We start from the raw sequence: 17,412 nt of genomic DNA on the forward strand, positions 1-17,412 counted from the left end.
CGCTTAAAGAGTGAAAAATAACCTGAAAAAATTCACTAAAAGAATTTTTTCAGGTTATTTTTCATATAGTAGTATTTTTTATTTTAGTTGCGCTTTTCCAATTTTTTCGCTATGACGAACGAGACCTGTTTGATCTAATGTTAAGGCAGCAACTTTTTCATTATTTGTTAATACAACTAAGATGTCCGTTTTCTTCCCAGCCTGCTCAATTGCTGTGAGGTCCATGTCGGCTAGTTGTGTTTTTGGCGTAACTGAATCGCCTTCTTTTACATGGATCGTAAAAGGCAGCCCATTCAATTCGACAGTATCTAGACCCATATGAACGAGAACTTCCAGACCTTCATTAGTTAAAAGACCAATCGCATGTTGTGTATCAAAAATATTTGTTACTTTACCAGCGACTGGAGCATAAACTTTTTCGTTGGAAGGTAGTACAGCATAACCTTCACCCATCATTTTTTGAGCAAAAACAGGATCTGCTACTTCGGTGATTTCCTTGATTTGTCCATCTGCTACAGCGAATAACTCTTCTGTCGGAGTAGAAACTGCTGTTGCATTGGCAGCTTCAAATTTTTGTGGTGAAACGTTGTTTCCATCAGCTGTTTGTAGTTGTAAGCCAGTTGTGTCTTCTATGGGTACAGCAGGATCGATTTTATTTAAGATCCCTTGACGTCTGAAGATTACGGTTAAACCAAATGGAACAATAACTGCAATGATCATAGAAATGATGAACGGAACCCAAGTTTCTGCTTGGATGGCTAGAATACCAGGTAGTCCACCAACACCAATTGCATTAGCACGTACATTCATCAAGTTGGCAAACATTCCAGCTAAACCTGAACCAACCATTGCGGCAACAAATGGGTAAACATATTTTAGATTAATCCCAAACATTGCAGGTTCAGTTACCCCTAGATAACAAGAAATCATTGCTGGAATCGAGATTTGTTCTTCTTTTTTATTTCCGCGATGTAAGAAGATGATCGCAAGAACTGCCGAACCTTGTGCGATATTTGATAAAGCAATCATTGGCCAAAGATTCGTAGAGCCGAAATCGGCAATCAATTGCATATCAATTGCATTCGTCATATGGTGTAAGCCGGTGATTACTAAAGGTGCATATAAGAAACCAAAGACGGCACTAAATAACCAACTGATTGAAGAAGTCAAGCCAGTATTAACAATATTTGAGATCCAACTACCGATTGTCCAACCCACAGGCCCTAAGATGACATGGGCAGCTAAGACTGTTGGGAGTAGAGAGAACAATGGAACAAATATCATAGAAATCGACTGTGGAATATATTTACGGAAGAAAATTTCAAGATAAGCTAACATAAATCCAGCAAGCATCGCTGGAATGACTTGTGCCTGATAACCAATCATATCAACTTGAGCAAAACCAAAATCCCAAAATGGAATATCAGCCGCAGCTGTTGATGCGACACTATAGGCATTTAATAATTGCGGTGAAACTAACGTAATCCCTAAAACAATTCCTAATATTTGTGTAGTGCCCATTTTTTTCGCGATACTCCAAGTGATACCAACTGGTAAGAAATGGAAAATTGCTTCGCCAGGTAGCCATAAAAAGCCGTTTACGCCGTTCCAAAATTGAGAGTGTTCAACAATTGTTCCACCAAGACTTTCAAATTGGATTCCTTCTAATACGTTCCGGAAACCTAAAATCAGTCCCCCTACGATAATGGCTGGAATCAATGGTGTAAAAATTTCTGCCAAAACAGCGATTGCTCGTTGGACAGGGTGGAGATTTTGTTTAGCAGCAACTTTACTTTGCTCCTTGGATACGCCTTCAACACCTGATACAGCAACGAAGTCGTTGTAAAAGGTTGAAACATCGTTACCAATAATGACTTGGAATTGCCCAGCATTGGTAAACATCCCTTTCACACTAGGAATATCTTCGATTGCTTCTTCATTGGCTTTTTTTGGATCATTTAAGACAAAGCGCATCCGAGTGGCACAATGACTAACTGCAGCAATATTTTCCTTTCCACCAATTTCCTTTAACAGTTTCTCAGCATCTGCTTGGTACTTTGCCATAGGAATAAACCCCTTTCTTTTTAAACTTGTATACACAAGTTATCTTATCCATACTATACTTGTTTCTTCCTACTATTGCAAGCGTTTTACAAGCGAAAAATGAAAAAATGTAATCGTTACACTTGGCTTAGTGTAGGGATATGTGAAAAGAGGGGGCGATTGAAATAACAAAAAAGCTGTAGTATAGTTTATATGCGAATAAAAGAAATTGAATATTAAGTGGAGGAAATGTAATGAATAAATTTAATGAAATTTTTTTAGATTTAGAGCAAAAAATTTTGGATCAACAATATCCTCCGCATACTTTGCTCCCTAGTGAAAATCAGCTGATTCAAATTTATGGTGTTTCACGAGAAACAATTCGAAAAGCGCTTAACTTGTTAACGACTGAAGGTTATATCCAAAAGAAACAAGGAAAGGGTTCGATTGTTTTAGACCGCAATCGATTTGATTTTCCAATTGCAGGATTAACAAGCTACAAAGAATTACAGGAAACACAACGAATCCCAAGTGAAACCATCGTTCAATTAATCGAAGAAACAGAAGTGGACCAATCATTGAGTGAAATAACAGGCTGGAAGAAAAAAACGCCGGTTTGGCATTTGATTCGTCAAAGGAAAATCAATGGAGAAGTGGTCATATTAGATCGTGATTATTTATTAAAAAATGTGGTACCAACTTTAACAGCAACACAAGCTGCTGGCTCGATCTACGAATACTTTGAAAATGAATTGCAACTAACGATTGCTTACGCCCAGAAAGAAATTACCGTTGAAGAAGTAACTCCTGAAATCGAAGAGATGATGGATCTACATGGAGATCGCTATGTCGTGGTAGTAAGAGGACTGGTTCACCTCGAAGATACAAGGTGTTTCGAGTATACAGAATCAATTCACCGTTTAGATAAATTTCGTTTCGTCGAGTTTGCTAGACGTCGTAAAGTCTAAGCAATTATTACTATGAGCAGAATGTTTGCTTCTGATACTTTTGTCGTTATGATTAAAAGAAAAAGGAGGCGTTTTTAGTGGGCGATTTCAAGAAAAATGAGCGTGATTTAAAAGAGGAATTATCTCCAATTTCATATGCTGTGACGCAAGAAAACGCAACAGAAAGACCATTTAGTGGGAAATATGATGATTTCTATGAAAAAGGGATCTATGTCGATATTGTCAGTGGGGAGCCATTGTTTAGCTCAGCCGAAAAATACGATGCGGGATGTGGCTGGCCGGCGTTCAGTAAACCAATCACTAGAAAAGATATTAAAGAAAAGGCCGACTTTTCTCATGGTATGCACCGAGTGGAAGTGCGAAGCAGTCAAGCAGATTCTCATTTAGGGCATGTATTCAATGATGGTCCTGCTGAAAAAGGCGGACTACGTTATTGCATCAATTCTGCGGCTTTAAAGTTTATTCCATATGAAGAAATGGAAGAACAAGGATATGGAGAATATCTATCACAAGTTGAATAAGGAAGAGCTTTATTTTTGGGTAAAAAATCTTGAGACAATTTTTGATTGTTTCAAGGTTTTTTCTTATTTATCTTTATTGAAGCGTTGTTTCCTGAATATTGATCCTTTGTTTTGAGGAAAGTGCTGAAACTCTGATCGTTCAAATTAAAATCTCTTGCAAAAAATGTTTATCCTAAAAACCTTGATAAACTTACGTTAAAAAGGAGAAGCGTAGCTCGATCTTCTGTTCTCTTTTTTCAAAAGAAAAAGTATGCTACAATGGAAGAAAATATGCGAACATATGTGTGTGAAAGAAAGAGGATAACAGATGTATGAATATCTTACAGGTGTAGTAACCTTTATCAATCCTTATTATTTAGTAATCGAAACAAATGGGATCGGTTATCAAATTGCATTAGGCAATCCCTATCGTTATAGTAGTAAGCTAAACAAAGAAATCAAACTTTACGTCCATCAGGTCATTCGAGAAGATGCACATCTTCTGTACGGATTTGATTCTTTAGAAGAAAAGCAATTATTTTTAAGGTTAGTTAGTGTTTCAGGAATTGGACCAAAAAGTGCCTTAGCGATTATGGCTAGTGATGATCATTCAGGATTGATTCAAGCGGTTGAAACAGGGGATGTGACTTATCTGACCAAATTCCCTGGTGTGGGTAAAAAAACAGCTCAACAAATGATTTTAGATTTAAAAGGAAAATTTGGCGAATTAAGTATCGATACGCCCTTCAATTTATTTGATGAAAGTACAGCACAAGATGCGACGGCATTATCAGAAGCAATGGAAGCTTTATCAGCACTTGGATATAGTGATAAAGAGGTCAAGCGGGTCGAGAAACAACTAAAAGAAGTAGAAAATCTCACAACAGATGAATACTTACGCCAAGCTTTAAAATTAATGATGAAAAAATAAGGAGGGAAAATGATGACCGATGAACAGTTATTATCCCCTGAAACGGGCGAGAATGAATTAAGTTTAGAGAAGACCCTCCGCCCACGGTTACTTTCCCAATATATTGGTCAAAAGAAAGTGAAACAGGAACTCAAAATATATATTGAAGCTGCCCGTCACAGGGAAGAGCCGTTGGATCACGTTTTGTTATATGGTCCGCCGGGATTAGGGAAAACGACAATGGCAATGGTGATTGCGAATGAAATGGCAGTCAATATACGAACAACTAGTGGTCCCGCAATCGAGCGACCAGGAGATCTGGTTGCTATTTTAAATGAGTTAGAAGCTGGCGATGTTTTATTTATTGACGAAATTCATCGATTACCTCGTGTAGCAGAAGAGATGCTTTATTCTGCCATGGAAGATTTTTACGTTGATATAATGGTTGGACAAGGACCAACTGCTCATCCTGTTCATTTTCCTTTACCACCTTTTACATTAATTGGCGCAACAACTCGTGCAGGTATGCTTTCAGCGCCACTTCGTGATCGATTTGGGATCATTTCTCATATGGAATATTATGAAGAAGCTGATTTAAGAGAAATCGTGATTCGTTCTGCTGATATTTTTCAAACAGAGATCATTGAAGAAGGTGCACTGGAAATTGCTAGACGTTCAAGAGGAACACCACGGATCGCTAACCGCTTATTAAAAAGGGTACGTGATTTTGCACAAGTACAGGGAGATGGCAAGATCAATCAAACCATTGCCAATCAAGCATTAACGTTGTTACAAGTCGATCAGGCAGGTTTGGATTATGTCGATCAGAAACTATTACGTACGATGATTGAATTATATGGTGGCGGACCGGTTGGATTGAGTACGTTATCTGTCAATATTGGTGAAGAAAGAGAAACTGTTGAAGATATGTATGAACCTTTTTTGATCCAAAAAGGTTTCTTGAAACGGACACCTCGTGGAAGGATCGCCACACCATATGCCTATGAACATTTTGGATATGATTATCAAGTATAAAAAAGGATACTTGAATCGACTGTCCATATAAATACTTTTTCAAGAAAATCGTAGAACTAGAAGTCTTTGTAAAGAAGATAGGAGATGATGAGATGGGCGATACACCGCATACTAAGCAATTGATTAAAAACGTATTGATTGATTTATGTCAAAAGCAGTCTTTTCAAAAGATCAGTGTACAGAAAATCGCCCATGAGGCAGGCATCAATCGCCAAACATTTTACTACCATTTTACAGATAAATACGATTTGTTGCGATGGGTGTATTACGAAGATTGTTTATGCTATTTAGATCCTCATTCTCTTTCTTTAGACAACTGGGAAGAGCAAGCATTAAAAATGTTGAAGGCAATTGCTACACAAAAAGAATTTTATGCGAACACTGTTACCTCTGACCAAGAAATACTACAAAAAGAGTTTACTGCTGTTATCCAGCAATCATTTATTAAGATTTTTGATCAAATGGATGAAGAAAAGCAGTTATCAAAAGCGGACAAATTGTTTTATGCTCGTTTTTTTTCTTATGGATGTAGTGGGGTTCTAATCAATTGGATTACACATGATTACGAAGAGACGCCTCTAGAAATCGCCGTCCAATTGTTCCGCTTAGCCAAAGATACAGAATTATATTCCTATCGGTTGTATGCAAAAGAAGAGCTGGAAACAAATGATTAGAAGGAGAGCAAACATGACGAAAGTTTTATTTGTATGTCTAGGAAATATTTGCCGTTCACCAATGGCAGAAGGTTTGTTGAAGAAAATGGTAGCTGAAGACGGACAATCTGATCGATTTTTGATTGATTCTGCAGCGACAAGCACTTATGAAGTGGGGCGTTCACCTCATAAAGGAACAAAGAAAATTTTAGAAAATGAGAACGTGGATACGAGTCAAATGATTGCACGCCAAATCACAGAAGAAGATTTTCAACGATTTGATTGGATCATTGGCATGGATCAATCTAACGTAGAGGATTTACAACGGATGGCACCGACCGACGCACAACATAAGATCCATTTATTTTTAAGTCGGGTTCCTGGAAAAGAAACACAAAATGTTCCTGATCCATACTATACCGATAACTTTGACGAAACTTACCAATTATTGACTGAAGGGCTCAAGTATTGGATGCAAGAATGGAAAAAAGATAAATAAAATAACGATATATTTATATAGGTAACGCTTTCTTTTTGTTGCTCAGTATAGATAATATTCTTGTTATTTCGTTAAATCTTAGGTAGAATATAGTTAATTAAGTAACACTTTCTTAGTTAAAGGAGGAGTGCATTCAATGAACGAAGAAACAGTATCACCAATGAAGAAATTGACCAAGTTAGTCACGCATACGTCGTATCAGCTTTTTGATTCTTTTGTAAATGACACTGAAAAAATAGCAGAGAATGTACGTTTGCAAGGAAAGTTTGTTTTAGAGCTGCAAAAAGCAGCTACTCAACATAGTTTAGTGATTTTACAAGTAAGAGCCAATCGAAAAAGTAATAAGTACGAAACGATTTCAGGCTGGGTAGCTACAAAAAATGTTGAAAAAGAAGTAGTCATGATTCGCCTACAAAACAAGGAACAACAAATACGAATGGTTCCAATTGATCAAATCGAAAAAATCACCAGTCTTTCTCCAGCAGGAGATCAAGAGCGGTTATCTAAATAGAAGCAAAAACAGCGATGGAATAGATTCTTCATTTTCCGTCGCTTTTTGCTTTTTGTCATATGATGTTGGCGAAGAGAAAACTTAAAATCAATATTAGAGCAGTACATAATTAAGTCATGAGGATAGATGGATTTTATCAATCAATAGAGAGGTGTTATGGATGCCAAAGAATCGTTTGATTAATTATATGACCAAAAATTGGAAGATAGCCGGATGGAATATATTTGATTCTTTATTCCTTTCTGCAGCTGCAATCGTTGTTTCTTTAAATATAGTGTTCGTCCTATTTCCAGATTTGGATAACTATTATACAAACGCATTAAATTTATTTTTGATTGGTCTGATGATGGTGTTTGTTGGCTTGGGAGAATCAGTAAAATCTAAAGTTGGAAAACGAATCGATGTCTTAGTTGGCAGTTTTTTTGATACAATAAAACGAAAACCAAGAATGATACTTTGAAAAATTGGTAAGACTACCAGGAATGACAAAAGCTGGCTAGTTGGTTATAGATAAACTAAAACACAAAATGGTTGAGACAAAACTATTTTTCAGGTTTGTCTCAGCCATTTCTAGTTCAATAAAAAAGTCCTGCTAGCCGGGGAGCTAGCAGGATAAGGAGTTAAAAATGAAAAAGTGTTGTTAGGGTTGTTTGTTGGTATGCTTATATATTACTCAGGAGTTGTGAATTTTTTGTGACGAAAGTTTTTGGAAGTTGGTAATTTTTTTAGGAAAATATATTTCTGCTAGCCATTTGACTAAATAATTAAATACATCCAATGGATTCATTCAAAAAGTAATTTTGTCAGTTATCTGTTGATTCTAATGACTTAGTAAAAAATTCAGAGCCGAAAATAGAAGTAAAATACACAGGTTCCTTCTTGTATATATAAATAGAGCATATTTGAAGCACTTTTCCACTGTTAGATGCAATCTAATAATGGAAAGTTACTTCAAATATGCTCTGTTCATTTCACAGAAGTGATGATAGCACACCGTTCCTTCTTTTAGAAGAATGATCGTTCTAGATGCCGTTACTCTACAACAGGTGTTTCTTTTTTAACCATACTCCAAATCAAGCCAATTACTAAACCAATCAATGCTGGGACGATCCAACCCATTCCTAATTTAAAGAATGGCAGATAATTCGTTGCGAAGTCTAACAACGTTTTGACAAAGCTGGTTTGCTTGATTCCGTCTGGGCAAGCATTTAAACCGTCTAAAATTGAAGCAATTAGTGTAAAATAAGTGGTCATGCGGTAAACAGCAGGACGTTGTTTAAACAATGGACCCACAAGAACGAGTAAGATCAAGGTCATTGCTAAAGGATAAATAAACATCAAGACAGGTAATGAAATTTGGATGATATTTGTCAATCCCACAGTAGCGACCAAACAAGCAAGTGCACTAGCTAGTGTCACAAATACAATGTAATTTCTTTTAGGAAACAGATCGGTAAAGGTTTCTGCGAAAGCAGTGATTAGTCCAATCCCTGTTTTTAAGCAAGCAAGGATCACAATAAGAGCGAGCAAGATGCTGCCATAAGTTCCTAAATAATGATCTGCGATTTGCGCTAAGGCGATCCCGCCATTTGAACTTAAAGCAAATCCACCGAGACTCATTGTTCCCACATAAGCAAGTAATGTGTAGATGATTCCCATCAAAACGATACTGATTGCACCAGATTTGATCGTATCCTTAGCAATCTCAGAAGGCTTTGTTACACCCATATTGCGAATCGTAGTAACAATAAGGATACCAAATGCTAAGGCAGCAAGTGCATCTAATGTATTGTATCCTTGAGTAAAACCAGTAAAGAAAGCATGTTCTTGATAACTAGGTTGGACAGTAGCTTGATCGATTGCACCCAATGGATGAATAAAAGCAAGTACCAACAAGATTCCTAGTAAAATCAAAAAGGCAGGATTAAGGAATTTTCCTACATAATCAAGGATTTTAGTAGGCCGTCTGGATAACCACCAAGCAGTGAAGAAAAATAAAATACTAAAAATAACTAAAAATACATGTTGTTGCTTGGCTTGGATAAATGGAGCTAAACCAATTTCAAAAGAGGTAGTTGCTAATCTTGGTAAGGCGAAAAACGGTCCGATGACGAGGTAAAGCAAAACAGTAAAAACCAAAGCATATTTTTTGCCGATCCGTTCTGCTAATTCATAAACCCCTGATGTTTTTGAAACACCGATGGCAATTACACCTAAAAAAGGTAGTCCGATCCCAGTTACTAAGAAGCCAAGATTGGCCCAGAAAACGGCAGAGCCAGATTCTTGTCCCATGTGAACGGGAAAAATCAAATTACCAGCACCAAAAAATAAACCGAATAACATTGAACCGATAAACATATTTTCTTTGAACGTCAATTTTTTTGTCATAGATTTCTCCTTTACTTATTTATACTTTTTTTAAAGTAACAAAAATAACGTAGTTTAGCAATGTTTTTCTAATCAAATAATGAGTATAAAGTATTGATCTTGAGTTGAAATAATCATTATATCCTGAGTGGTTCTGTGAGAGAGTAATTGAAGGGGAGATGTTCTATAAGTAATTGACCAAAAAATCTGGAGGCTGAGCCAAAACTTGCCTCAGTTGCTTCTAGAAGCTCTAAAACCGAATAAATGGTGAGACAAAAGTGGCATCTTCGGAAATTCCTTCTTATTCTTGATGCGAAACACTTTTGTCTCAATCTCATATTCTAAAGATTTTTTGCGGCTTATAAAAAAGAGAGTCCTAACATACTTTTATAAATCTATTTTTTTTTAGTATGGATTGTTGTCTGTATTTCAAAGTGATTGTTTCTCGTATTTCATTCGATAAATGATCAATAACCCAATAAACCAAACAGGAGTTAAGAGTAAGGCAATACGTGTGTCTTTGCCAAGAAATAAAACTAGACAAATGAAAATCATGTAGGCAAAAACAAGAAAATTACTATAAGGATAAAAAGGCATTTTGAACGTATGCTCTTTTTTACCTAACATACTTTTACGATATTTTAAGTGAGTGTAAACGAGTATTCCCCAGATAAATAAAAAGCAAGTAGTCGCAATACTGCTGACGAGTGTAAATACTTCACTAGGCATCACATAATTTAGGATAACGGAAATAAAAATCACAATAGTTGAAAAAACTAACGCATTTCCTGGTACACGGTGAGAAGTCAACTGACGGAATTTTTTAGGCGCGCTACCTTCTTGTGAAAGAGAGCGTAACATACGTCCTGTACTGTAGATCGCGCTGTTACAAGCAGAAGCCGCAGCACTCAATACGACTAAATTAATCAAAGAAGCGGCTACGGTGATCCCAATTTCTGAAAACACTTCGACAAATGGGCTGTTGTTCGCATCTAAGCTATTCCAAGGATAGATAGACATGATAACGAACAAAGAACCAAGGTAAAAAAGAATGATTCGAATAGGAATATTATTGATAGCTTCGGGTAAGACTTTCTCAGGGTTTTTGGTCTCACCAGCAACCAAACCGACTAATTCGATTCCTGTAAAGGCAAATGTGACCATCTGAAAGGAAAGAATGAATCCTTTCGTGCCAGTTGGGAAAAAGCCGCCATGTGACCAGAGATTGGTGATACTAGCAGGTCCAGCACTTGTTTTGTAATGGGTAAGAATCATGTAAATACCAACGATAATAAATGCAATAATGGAAACGACTTTGATCAAAGCAAACCAAAATTCTAATTCACCAAATAATGAAACAGCCACCATGTTTAAACCAAGCAGTAAAATCAGAGCGATCAATTCAGGAAGCCATTGTGGGACTCCTGGAACCCAGTAACGGACATACATCCCGATCGCTGTCAAATCCGCCATGGCGATCGCAACCCAACAAAACCAATAAGTCCAACCTGTTACGAAAGCAACTTTTTTTCCAAGATATTCTGCAACAAAATCAAGAAATGAATGATTATTTGTATTAGATAATAAAAGTTCACCTAAGGCACGCATAATAAAGAAGCAAACGCACCCGGTAATAAGATAAGCCAGTAAAATAGAGGGACCAGCTAATTGAATCGTTTTTCCTGCTCCTAAGAAAAGACCTGTTCCGATCGCACCACCGATCGAAATCAATTGAACGTGTCTATTCTTAAGTCCACGCTGTAGTTCTTGTTGCTCTTCAACCATTGTTTAATCATCCTAACTAAAAAATTTGATAATTTCTATATTAATAGAATTTTCTAAAAATTACAACTTAATTCAGAAAATATTCAAAAATTCATTTTCAAACAAATGCAATCAGACCAATCAATCTAAGAAGAGAGGATTGATCGACTGATGAATTAATGAATGATGTTCAAATAAATTGCAGATAAACATGAGAAAATAGTGAATCATTTCCCAAAAAAGGAAAAGCCTTTATCAAAACGAACCTGTCGTTTCGGATAAAGGCTTTCTTCTATTTTTTTAAGATACGTGATAAAAACTCTTTGGTACGTTCTTCTTTTGGATGAACAAAAATATCATCAGAGGTTCCTTCTTCAGCAACAACACCTTTATCCATGAAGATGACACGATCAGAAACATCTTTTGCAAATTCCATTTCATGTGTCACGATAATCATCGTTAAACCAGTGTGAGCTAGGTCTTGAATGGTATTCAATACTTCTCCGACCATCTCAGGATCAAGTGCTGATGTTGGTTCATCAAATAACATTACATCTGGATCCATTGAGAGGGCTCTAGCGATTGCCACACGTTGTTTTTGACCACCTGATAATTGAGAAGGTTTGGCTTCAATATAACGTTCCATTCCAACTTTTTCTAGATTTTCAAGAGCGACTTTACGAGCTTCGTCTTTGTTTCTTTTTAAGACAGTCGTCTGACCAGACATACAGTTTTCTAAGACATTCATGTTATTGAAAAGATTGAACGATTGGAATACCATTCCGACATTTGTTCGATATTTAGGCAAGTTATATTTTGGCGCAAGAATATTTTCACCATTATACATAATTTCGCCACCAGTAGGTTTTTCTAAAAGGTTGATGCAGCGTAAGAAAGTTGATTTACCAGAGCCAGAAGAACCAATGATGGTTACAACTTCACCTTTATGGATATCCATGCTGATGTCTTTTAATACTTCATTTTCACCGAAGCTTTTTCTTAAATGATTGATTTTAATGATTTCTTCACTCATGATTCTTCCTCCTTATTCCTGCAAGTTGGCGTTGTCAACTTCTTCAATTTTTGTATAGGCTGAAGGACCATCGATTTTTTTCTCCACTACACGCAAGATTCTGGTAATCGTAAAGGTCATAACCAAGTAAATGATACCTACGATTGTAAATGTTTGGAAGAATTGGAAGTTTGCTCCTGCAGCAGAGTTCCCTTGGAAGAATAGATCAGCTACACCAATAACACTTAAGACTGCTGTATCTTTGATATTGATAACAAATTCATTCCCGGTCGCAGGTAAGATGTTACGTAAGACCTGAGGAACAACTACTTTTCGCATTGTTTGTCCATGTGTCATACCAATTGCTTGCGCTGCTTCAAATTGTCCTTCATCGACAGCAAAAATACCACCACGGACGATTTCAGTCATATAAGCCCCAGTATTGATCGATACAATGAATAAGGCAGCAATTGTACGATCAAGGGAGATTCCAAAGGCTAATGCTAATCCGTAAAAGACGACCATAGCTTGAACCATCATTGGTGTTCCACGGAATATTTCAATATAAATCGATAGTAGTAAATTTGCTAACTTTTGGAAGAAACGTGTCACGGCATTGTCAGACTCAGGAATAGAACGGAAAACACCGATCAACAAGCCTAAGGTAGTTCCAATAACTGTCCCAATCAATGCAATAAATAACGTAAGTCCTGCACCACGAAGGAACATATTCCCATATTGATCCCAAATCGTTTTGAAATCAGTGAACAAACCAGCTTTTTCTCCCTCTGTATTTGTTGAAGCGGGTTGATCTTTGATTGCTTGATCCATAATTTCTGTACGTTCTTTTTGAGAGATACCGCTAAGAATTTGGTTAACTTTTTGGATATCTGGGTCACCTTTACGCATTCCAATAGCGATTTGGACATCTTCAGGATTTGTTTGAAAACCATTCTGACCAGTAAATTCTAACATTTTTAAATCTTTATTGACGCTAGTTGCTGTTACCCCTTCAGGTCGTTCGCTGACATAACCATCAATCATACCTGAAGCAAGAGCGGTACGCATCGCAGAGAAGTTATCCATTGCTTGTTGCTTTTGCACATCAGGAATTTGATCGATGACATTATAATGGAAAGTATTCAATTGAGCAGTAATCTTAGCATTTGATAGATCCGCCAAACTTTTTGCATTGGCATATTTACTATCTTTTTTGACGACTACAACAAGTTGTGATTCATAATAAGGATCGGTAAAATCAATTTCTTTTTTACGTTCTGCTGTGGGGCTCATCCCAGCAATGATCGCATCGATTTTGCCAGATTGTAACGCAGGGGCTAATCCATCCCATTTGGTTTGCATGATGACTAATTTTTTCCCTAATCCATCCGCAACTTTTTTGGCAATTTGGACGTCATAACCACCAGCATAGCTTTTTTGACCTTGGATCGGTACAGCGTTGTTGGCATCTGTTTGCTGTGACCAGTTGAAAGGGGCATACCCCGCTTCCATACCTACACGGAACTCATCTGTTGGTGTTTTCTCATCGGCATTCACGAAACTTCCTACAGTGAAGAATGAAAAAATAAATGCCATCAATAGGGTAAGTGTAACTGAACTTTTTTTCATAATCTTTCTCCTTTTCTTTTTACACATACGGCTCGACGATTTCATCAGGAATGAAACGGGCGAAGTTCCGCTTCAGCTAACTTAATTTTACTGTCAGATAGACGTACTTATCAAATTAACTGTTTACGCATAATTTTTTTACGAGCGGTTAAACAAATGCGTTGCAGTAGCTTATCAGGAGAAATAAAAAACGACCGCTTCAAGAATATAAAAGGGTCGCTAACATTTCACAAAAGTGATAAACCTCTCACAAAACATAGCGCAACTTAGCATCACTGCTAAGACAGTCCACAAGCTCTTAACTTGTGTCCCAACGTAAACTTCAAGCAAAGAAGAGTACATTTCGGCGATCTTCCCTAGTCCTGCTTCACGGTGTTTGCTTCACTCCACAGGGTTAATGATTCTCGCGACCTCTACCTCATTGATTGAGGTATCTCGTATTCAGTTATTTATACAAAAAATAGTTTACGATAGACAAAGCACTTTGTCAATCTATAACAGAAGTTTTCTTGTGAAGTATTGATAGCTATAGAAAATTTCTATAATTATACAAAAAATAAGAAAAATGATATTCAAAAAGAGCGAGAGTTGTAAAAGAATAATTATTCATTAAATAAATAAAAATTAGGACACGAATCTATTTAAGTGTCCTAATTCCTACTCATTATATAAATATAAAGTAAAGCAGTCGAAAAGATGAGCTGCTTAGCAATAGCTGACCCGATCAATCATTTTCGATCCTGGCTTTCTGTTTATTATGCTGTTTTACTAACTACTTTTTTTTCACGACCTAAGATTGCTTGAAGAATAATCGTTACGCCATAAATAGCCAATATTAGATAAATCAGACTTGAATATTGAGTGATTCCCCAACCCCATGTTCGGAAAATAACTAAGGTAATCGCTAAAACGATCGCAGCAAGTACATTGAAAAATGCAAATGCCCAAAGATTTCCATTTTCTTTACGAGCAAGGTAAAAAATTGAAAAATAAATACTTAATGCTAACCAGGCGATACAAGCTAAAATCACGCCCCAGTAAATAATGGATGGTACCATACCAACTCACCTCACTTTTGTTCTATATGCTTGGTTTATCGTACTATTAGATAGCAATAGTGATGATCATACCGAAGAATCTAGCAGTATTGTAGCACGTTTTCATTGGTTTGTCAGTCTATATTGTGAGATGTTTCTCAAAAAATGAAATCGTTTGAATAAAAAGTACGATCAATCAATAAACGAAAGATAGATGTATAATAAGAGAGAGGTGAAAGGAAATGAAAAAAGTAACCGTTGAAGAAGCGGTAGCAACAATAGCCACTAGTTCAAAAATCACTTTCCTAACTGGCGCTGGGGTATCAACGCCTTCTGGTATTCCCGACTATCGATCGTTAAAAGGAATCTATCATGGATTGGAACAACCCGAATACCTTCTAAGTCATGAAGCAATGAACAATGAGCCACAAAAATTTTATTCATTTGTGAAAAAAATCTATCATCCAACAGCAAGACCAAATATTATTCACTTAGAAATGGCAAAGTTAGCCTCAAAAAAGCAAGTTTGGGTAGTTTCCCAAAATATCGATGGATTACATGAAAAAGCGGGAAGTCCAAAACTTGTGAATTTTCACGGAAATCTTTATCATTGCTATTGTAGGAAATGTGGGAACACCGTTTCTTGGGAAACCTATTTACAAACAGATCAACATGCAACATGTGGGGGACAAATTCGACCAGATATCGTGTTGTATGGGGAAGGATTTAATGATGAAGTCATAGAGCGAGCAACATCGGCTGTTCAACAAGCAGAGTTGATCGTCATCGTCGGAACGAGTTTTCAAGTACACCCGTTTTGTGACTTAATCCAATTTCGTAATACGAAGTCTCAAATCTTAGTAATCAACCAAGAGCCAATCCAGTTAGACCAAGAATATGATTTTCTGCAAACGGACGGTGCTATAGTATTTGAAAAATTATCAAAAGGAGCAAATTATGACCATTAGAACAGAAAAAGAAAAAATGATTGCTGGCGAATTATATTTTGCTAATGATCCGGAATTAGTAGCGGATCGTCAATACGCAAGAAGCCAAAGTACGATCATCAACCAAGCAGAAACAGCAGAGCTACGTTCTCAATTACTAAAAGAAACCTTTGGAAAAACGGGAGAAAAAATCTACATGGAGCCAACGATCAATTTTGATTATGGTTACAATATTCGTGTAGGTGAAAACTTCTATGCGAACTACAACTGTACATTTTTAGATGTAAGTACGATCGAAATCGGCGACAATTGCATGTTTGCGCCAAATGTTCAACTTTATACAGCCACTCATCCACTTCATCCAGTGAAAAGAAATAGTGGCTTAGAATATGCGAAACCAATCAAAATTGGTCATAATGTCTGGCTTGGTGGTGGTGTGATCATTACGCCAGGTGTTACGTTAGGAAACAATGTCGTAGTTGGAGCGGGTTCTGTTGTAACTAAATCTTTTCCTGATAATGTAGTGATTGCAGGTAATCCTGCTCGAGTAATCAAAAAAATATTAGAAGATCAACAACCAGAAAAACTTGAAGACTTACGTCAAACAATCGATCAGATTGATCAACAAATCGTCAAATTACTAGAAAAACGTATGGACACGGTAACGAAAATTGGCGAAACCAAACAAGCATCGAAAAAAGCAGTCTATGACGAAAAAAGGGAGCAAGAAGTATTAGAAAAAATCGCTAGTCGGTTAGAAAATACGAAATATAAAGAAACGATCACAGCGACATATATCGATCTGATGAAACATTCTCGTGACTATCAAAATGAATTAAATGGGGAGAAAGTGGATGATTGATGGAGAAGCACGGCGTAAAGAAATCCTGCATACCCTGGCAAATGAAGAAAAACCGGTCAGTGCCAGCAAATTCGCTTCACGGTTTCAAGTGAGCCGTCAAATTATCGTCGGAGACATTGCATTGTTAAGAGCATCAGGCGCGGCTATTATTGCAACGGCAAGAGGTTACGTTCTTGAAACCAATGAAACACAGAACGGCTTAGTGAGCAAGATTGCTGTCCAACATGGTCGTGAGCAAACAGAAGAAGAGTTGCGCTTGATCGTTGAAGCTGGTGGCGAAGTTTTAGATGTCATTGTAGAACATCCCTTATATGGTGAGTTGACAGGCATGCTTCATATCCAAACAACTCAAGAAATTGAATTGTTTATGAAACGCTATAAAAAAAGTAATGCTACGTTGTTATCTGAGCTGACCGATGGGATTCATCTGCATACCATCCGTTATCCAGATACTAATGTGTTGAGAACGATTAAGCAACAGTTGATAAAAGCAGGAATTCTCTACGAAGGCTAATGAAGAGCAGAGTAGTCTGGGATGAATATTTAAGAACATTAAATAATAAATAACTGGTATGATTTGTCCATTTATGAATCGTACCAGTTATTTTATTTTTTTGAAAAAGAAGGAAGAAACTAGTTTCATTTTCTAAGTAAAATGGGACAATAGGAAGTTTT

17 protein-coding genes and 1 riboswitch are annotated in these 17,412 nt (G+C 36.8%); of the genes, 11 read left to right on the forward strand and 6 right to left on the reverse strand.

Annotated elements, in window-relative coordinates; genetic code table 11:
• Positions 1–78: 78 nt before the first annotated feature.
• Entirely contained in the window at positions 79–2,064 is a 1,986-nt protein-coding gene (gene treP / locus IGK91_RS00750) for a PTS system trehalose-specific EIIBC component (RefSeq protein ID WP_081123135.1), read from the reverse strand.
• A gap of 233 nt (positions 2,065–2,297) precedes the next feature.
• Between treP and treR the strand changes: the two genes are divergently transcribed.
• The 8 genes from treR to IGK91_RS00790 all read left to right on the forward strand — a co-directional run bounded on the left by treR (position 2,298) and on the right by IGK91_RS00790 (position 7,579).
• Positions 2,298–3,011 carry a trehalose operon repressor gene (treR, locus tag IGK91_RS00755; RefSeq protein ID WP_010720375.1) on the forward strand — a complete coding sequence of 238 codons (714 nt, stop codon included), beginning with the start codon at positions 2,298–2,300 and terminating at the stop codon, positions 3,009–3,011.
• 77 nt (positions 3,012–3,088) lie between these two features.
• Positions 3,089–3,532, forward strand: coding sequence for a peptide-methionine (R)-S-oxide reductase MsrB (gene msrB, locus IGK91_RS00760; protein ID WP_034698687.1), 444 nt, complete (start codon positions 3,089–3,091; stop codon positions 3,530–3,532).
• A 307-nt stretch (positions 3,533–3,839) separates the two neighbouring features.
• Positions 3,840–4,442, forward strand: a complete 603-nt coding sequence (gene ruvA, locus IGK91_RS00765) for a Holliday junction branch migration protein RuvA (protein ID WP_010720373.1) — start codon at positions 3,840–3,842, stop codon at positions 4,440–4,442.
• Between the two features lie 12 nt (positions 4,443–4,454).
• Entirely contained in the window at positions 4,455–5,456 is a 1,002-nt protein-coding gene (gene ruvB / locus IGK91_RS00770) for a Holliday junction branch migration DNA helicase RuvB (protein ID WP_010736838.1), read from the forward strand.
• Between the two features lie 92 nt (positions 5,457–5,548).
• Positions 5,549–6,130 (forward strand): TetR/AcrR family transcriptional regulator, encoded by a 582-nt coding sequence (locus tag IGK91_RS00775; protein WP_010736839.1) that lies wholly within the window; start codon positions 5,549–5,551, stop codon positions 6,128–6,130.
• 13 nt (positions 6,131–6,143) lie between these two features.
• A complete protein-coding gene (locus IGK91_RS00780) occupies positions 6,144–6,608 on the forward strand; it encodes a low molecular weight protein-tyrosine-phosphatase (RefSeq protein ID WP_010720370.1) in 465 nt (154 codons plus the stop codon).
• A 136-nt stretch (positions 6,609–6,744) separates the two neighbouring features.
• Positions 6,745–7,119, forward strand: a complete 375-nt coding sequence (locus IGK91_RS00785; RefSeq protein WP_010720369.1) for a hypothetical protein — start codon at positions 6,745–6,747, stop codon at positions 7,117–7,119.
• 160 nt (positions 7,120–7,279) lie between these two features.
• Complete coding sequence (locus tag IGK91_RS00790) at positions 7,280–7,579, forward strand: hypothetical protein (protein ID WP_081123137.1); 300 nt, start codon at positions 7,280–7,282, stop codon at positions 7,577–7,579.
• Positions 7,580–8,151: 572 nt separating this feature from the next.
• On the opposite strand, the gene brnQ is transcribed toward IGK91_RS00790, so the two are convergent.
• From brnQ to IGK91_RS00815, 5 genes are all read right to left on the reverse strand, one after another.
• Positions 8,152–9,507, reverse strand: a complete 1,356-nt coding sequence (brnQ, locus tag IGK91_RS00795) for a branched-chain amino acid transport system II carrier protein (RefSeq protein ID WP_430605313.1) — start codon at positions 9,505–9,507, stop codon at positions 8,152–8,154.
• Positions 9,508–9,915: 408 nt separating this feature from the next.
• Complete coding sequence (locus IGK91_RS00800; RefSeq protein WP_010736842.1) at positions 9,916–11,271, reverse strand: amino acid permease; 1,356 nt, start codon at positions 11,269–11,271, stop codon at positions 9,916–9,918.
• A 271-nt stretch (positions 11,272–11,542) separates the two neighbouring features.
• Complete coding sequence (locus IGK91_RS00805; protein WP_010720365.1) at positions 11,543–12,283, reverse strand: amino acid ABC transporter ATP-binding protein; 741 nt, start codon at positions 12,281–12,283, stop codon at positions 11,543–11,545.
• A gap of 12 nt (positions 12,284–12,295) precedes the next feature.
• A complete protein-coding gene (locus IGK91_RS00810; RefSeq protein ID WP_010720364.1) occupies positions 12,296–13,891 on the reverse strand; it encodes an ABC transporter permease subunit in 1,596 nt (531 codons plus the stop codon).
• 249 nt (positions 13,892–14,140) lie between these two features.
• A riboswitch (Lysine riboswitch) is annotated at positions 14,141–14,315 on the reverse strand.
• A 331-nt stretch (positions 14,316–14,646) separates the two neighbouring features.
• The gene (locus IGK91_RS00815; RefSeq protein ID WP_010736843.1) at positions 14,647–14,949 is read right to left on the reverse strand and encodes a hypothetical protein; all 303 of its coding nucleotides are present in this window, start codon (positions 14,947–14,949) and stop codon (positions 14,647–14,649) included.
• A gap of 221 nt (positions 14,950–15,170) precedes the next feature.
• Between IGK91_RS00815 and IGK91_RS00820 the strand changes: the two genes are divergently transcribed.
• Genes IGK91_RS00820 through IGK91_RS00830 form a run of 3 tightly spaced genes read left to right on the forward strand, consistent with a single transcriptional unit; the run spans position 15,171 to position 17,251 of the window.
• Complete coding sequence (locus IGK91_RS00820) at positions 15,171–15,896, forward strand: NAD-dependent protein deacylase (protein WP_010736844.1); 726 nt, start codon at positions 15,171–15,173, stop codon at positions 15,894–15,896.
• Positions 15,886–16,737 (forward strand): chorismate mutase, encoded by an 852-nt coding sequence (locus tag IGK91_RS00825; RefSeq protein ID WP_010736845.1) that lies wholly within the window; start codon positions 15,886–15,888, stop codon positions 16,735–16,737. Before IGK91_RS00820 ends, IGK91_RS00825 begins: the two co-directional genes overlap by 11 nt.
• On the forward strand, positions 16,730–17,251 hold the full coding sequence (locus IGK91_RS00830; protein WP_010720360.1) for a transcription repressor NadR: 522 nt from the start codon (positions 16,730–16,732) through the stop codon (positions 17,249–17,251). The genes IGK91_RS00825 and IGK91_RS00830 overlap by 8 nt, the downstream gene beginning before the upstream one ends.
• Positions 17,252–17,412: the final 161 nt, after the last annotated feature.

Origin of the sequence: Enterococcus sp. DIV1208, from assembly GCF_050530455.1 — a bacterium.
In the GTDB taxonomy this organism is placed as follows: Bacteria; Bacillota; Bacilli; order Lactobacillales; family Enterococcaceae; genus Enterococcus_B; species Enterococcus_B hirae.

Coding starts and splice junctions, on each gene's coding strand:
- treP (WP_081123135.1), bottom strand. CDS start 2,064: ATGGCAAAGTACCAAGCAGATGCTGAGAAACTGTTAAAGGAAATTGGT.
- treR (WP_010720375.1), top strand. CDS start 2,298: ATGAATAAATTTAATGAAATTTTTTTAGATTTAGAGCAAAAAATTTTG.
- ruvA (WP_010720373.1), top strand. CDS start 3,840: ATGTATGAATATCTTACAGGTGTAGTAACCTTTATCAATCCTTATTAT.
- ruvB (WP_010736838.1), top strand. CDS start 4,455: ATGACCGATGAACAGTTATTATCCCCTGAAACGGGCGAGAATGAATTA.
- IGK91_RS00775 (WP_010736839.1), top strand. CDS start 5,549: ATGGGCGATACACCGCATACTAAGCAATTGATTAAAAACGTATTGATT.
- IGK91_RS00780 (WP_010720370.1), top strand. CDS start 6,144: ATGACGAAAGTTTTATTTGTATGTCTAGGAAATATTTGCCGTTCACCA.
- IGK91_RS00785 (WP_010720369.1), top strand. CDS start 6,745: ATGAACGAAGAAACAGTATCACCAATGAAGAAATTGACCAAGTTAGTC.
- IGK91_RS00790 (WP_081123137.1), top strand. CDS start 7,280: ATGCCAAAGAATCGTTTGATTAATTATATGACCAAAAATTGGAAGATA.
- brnQ (WP_430605313.1), bottom strand. CDS start 9,507: ATGACAAAAAAATTGACGTTCAAAGAAAATATGTTTATCGGTTCAATG.
- IGK91_RS00800 (WP_010736842.1), bottom strand. CDS start 11,271: ATGGTTGAAGAGCAACAAGAACTACAGCGTGGACTTAAGAATAGACAC.
- IGK91_RS00805 (WP_010720365.1), bottom strand. CDS start 12,283: ATGAGTGAAGAAATCATTAAAATCAATCATTTAAGAAAAAGCTTCGGT.
- IGK91_RS00810 (WP_010720364.1), bottom strand. CDS start 13,891: ATGAAAAAAAGTTCAGTTACACTTACCCTATTGATGGCATTTATTTTT.
- IGK91_RS00815 (WP_010736843.1), bottom strand. CDS start 14,949: ATGGTACCATCCATTATTTACTGGGGCGTGATTTTAGCTTGTATCGCC.
- IGK91_RS00820 (WP_010736844.1), top strand. CDS start 15,171: ATGAAAAAAGTAACCGTTGAAGAAGCGGTAGCAACAATAGCCACTAGT.
- IGK91_RS00825 (WP_010736845.1), top strand. CDS start 15,886: ATGACCATTAGAACAGAAAAAGAAAAAATGATTGCTGGCGAATTATAT.
- IGK91_RS00830 (WP_010720360.1), top strand. CDS start 16,730: ATGATTGATGGAGAAGCACGGCGTAAAGAAATCCTGCATACCCTGGCA.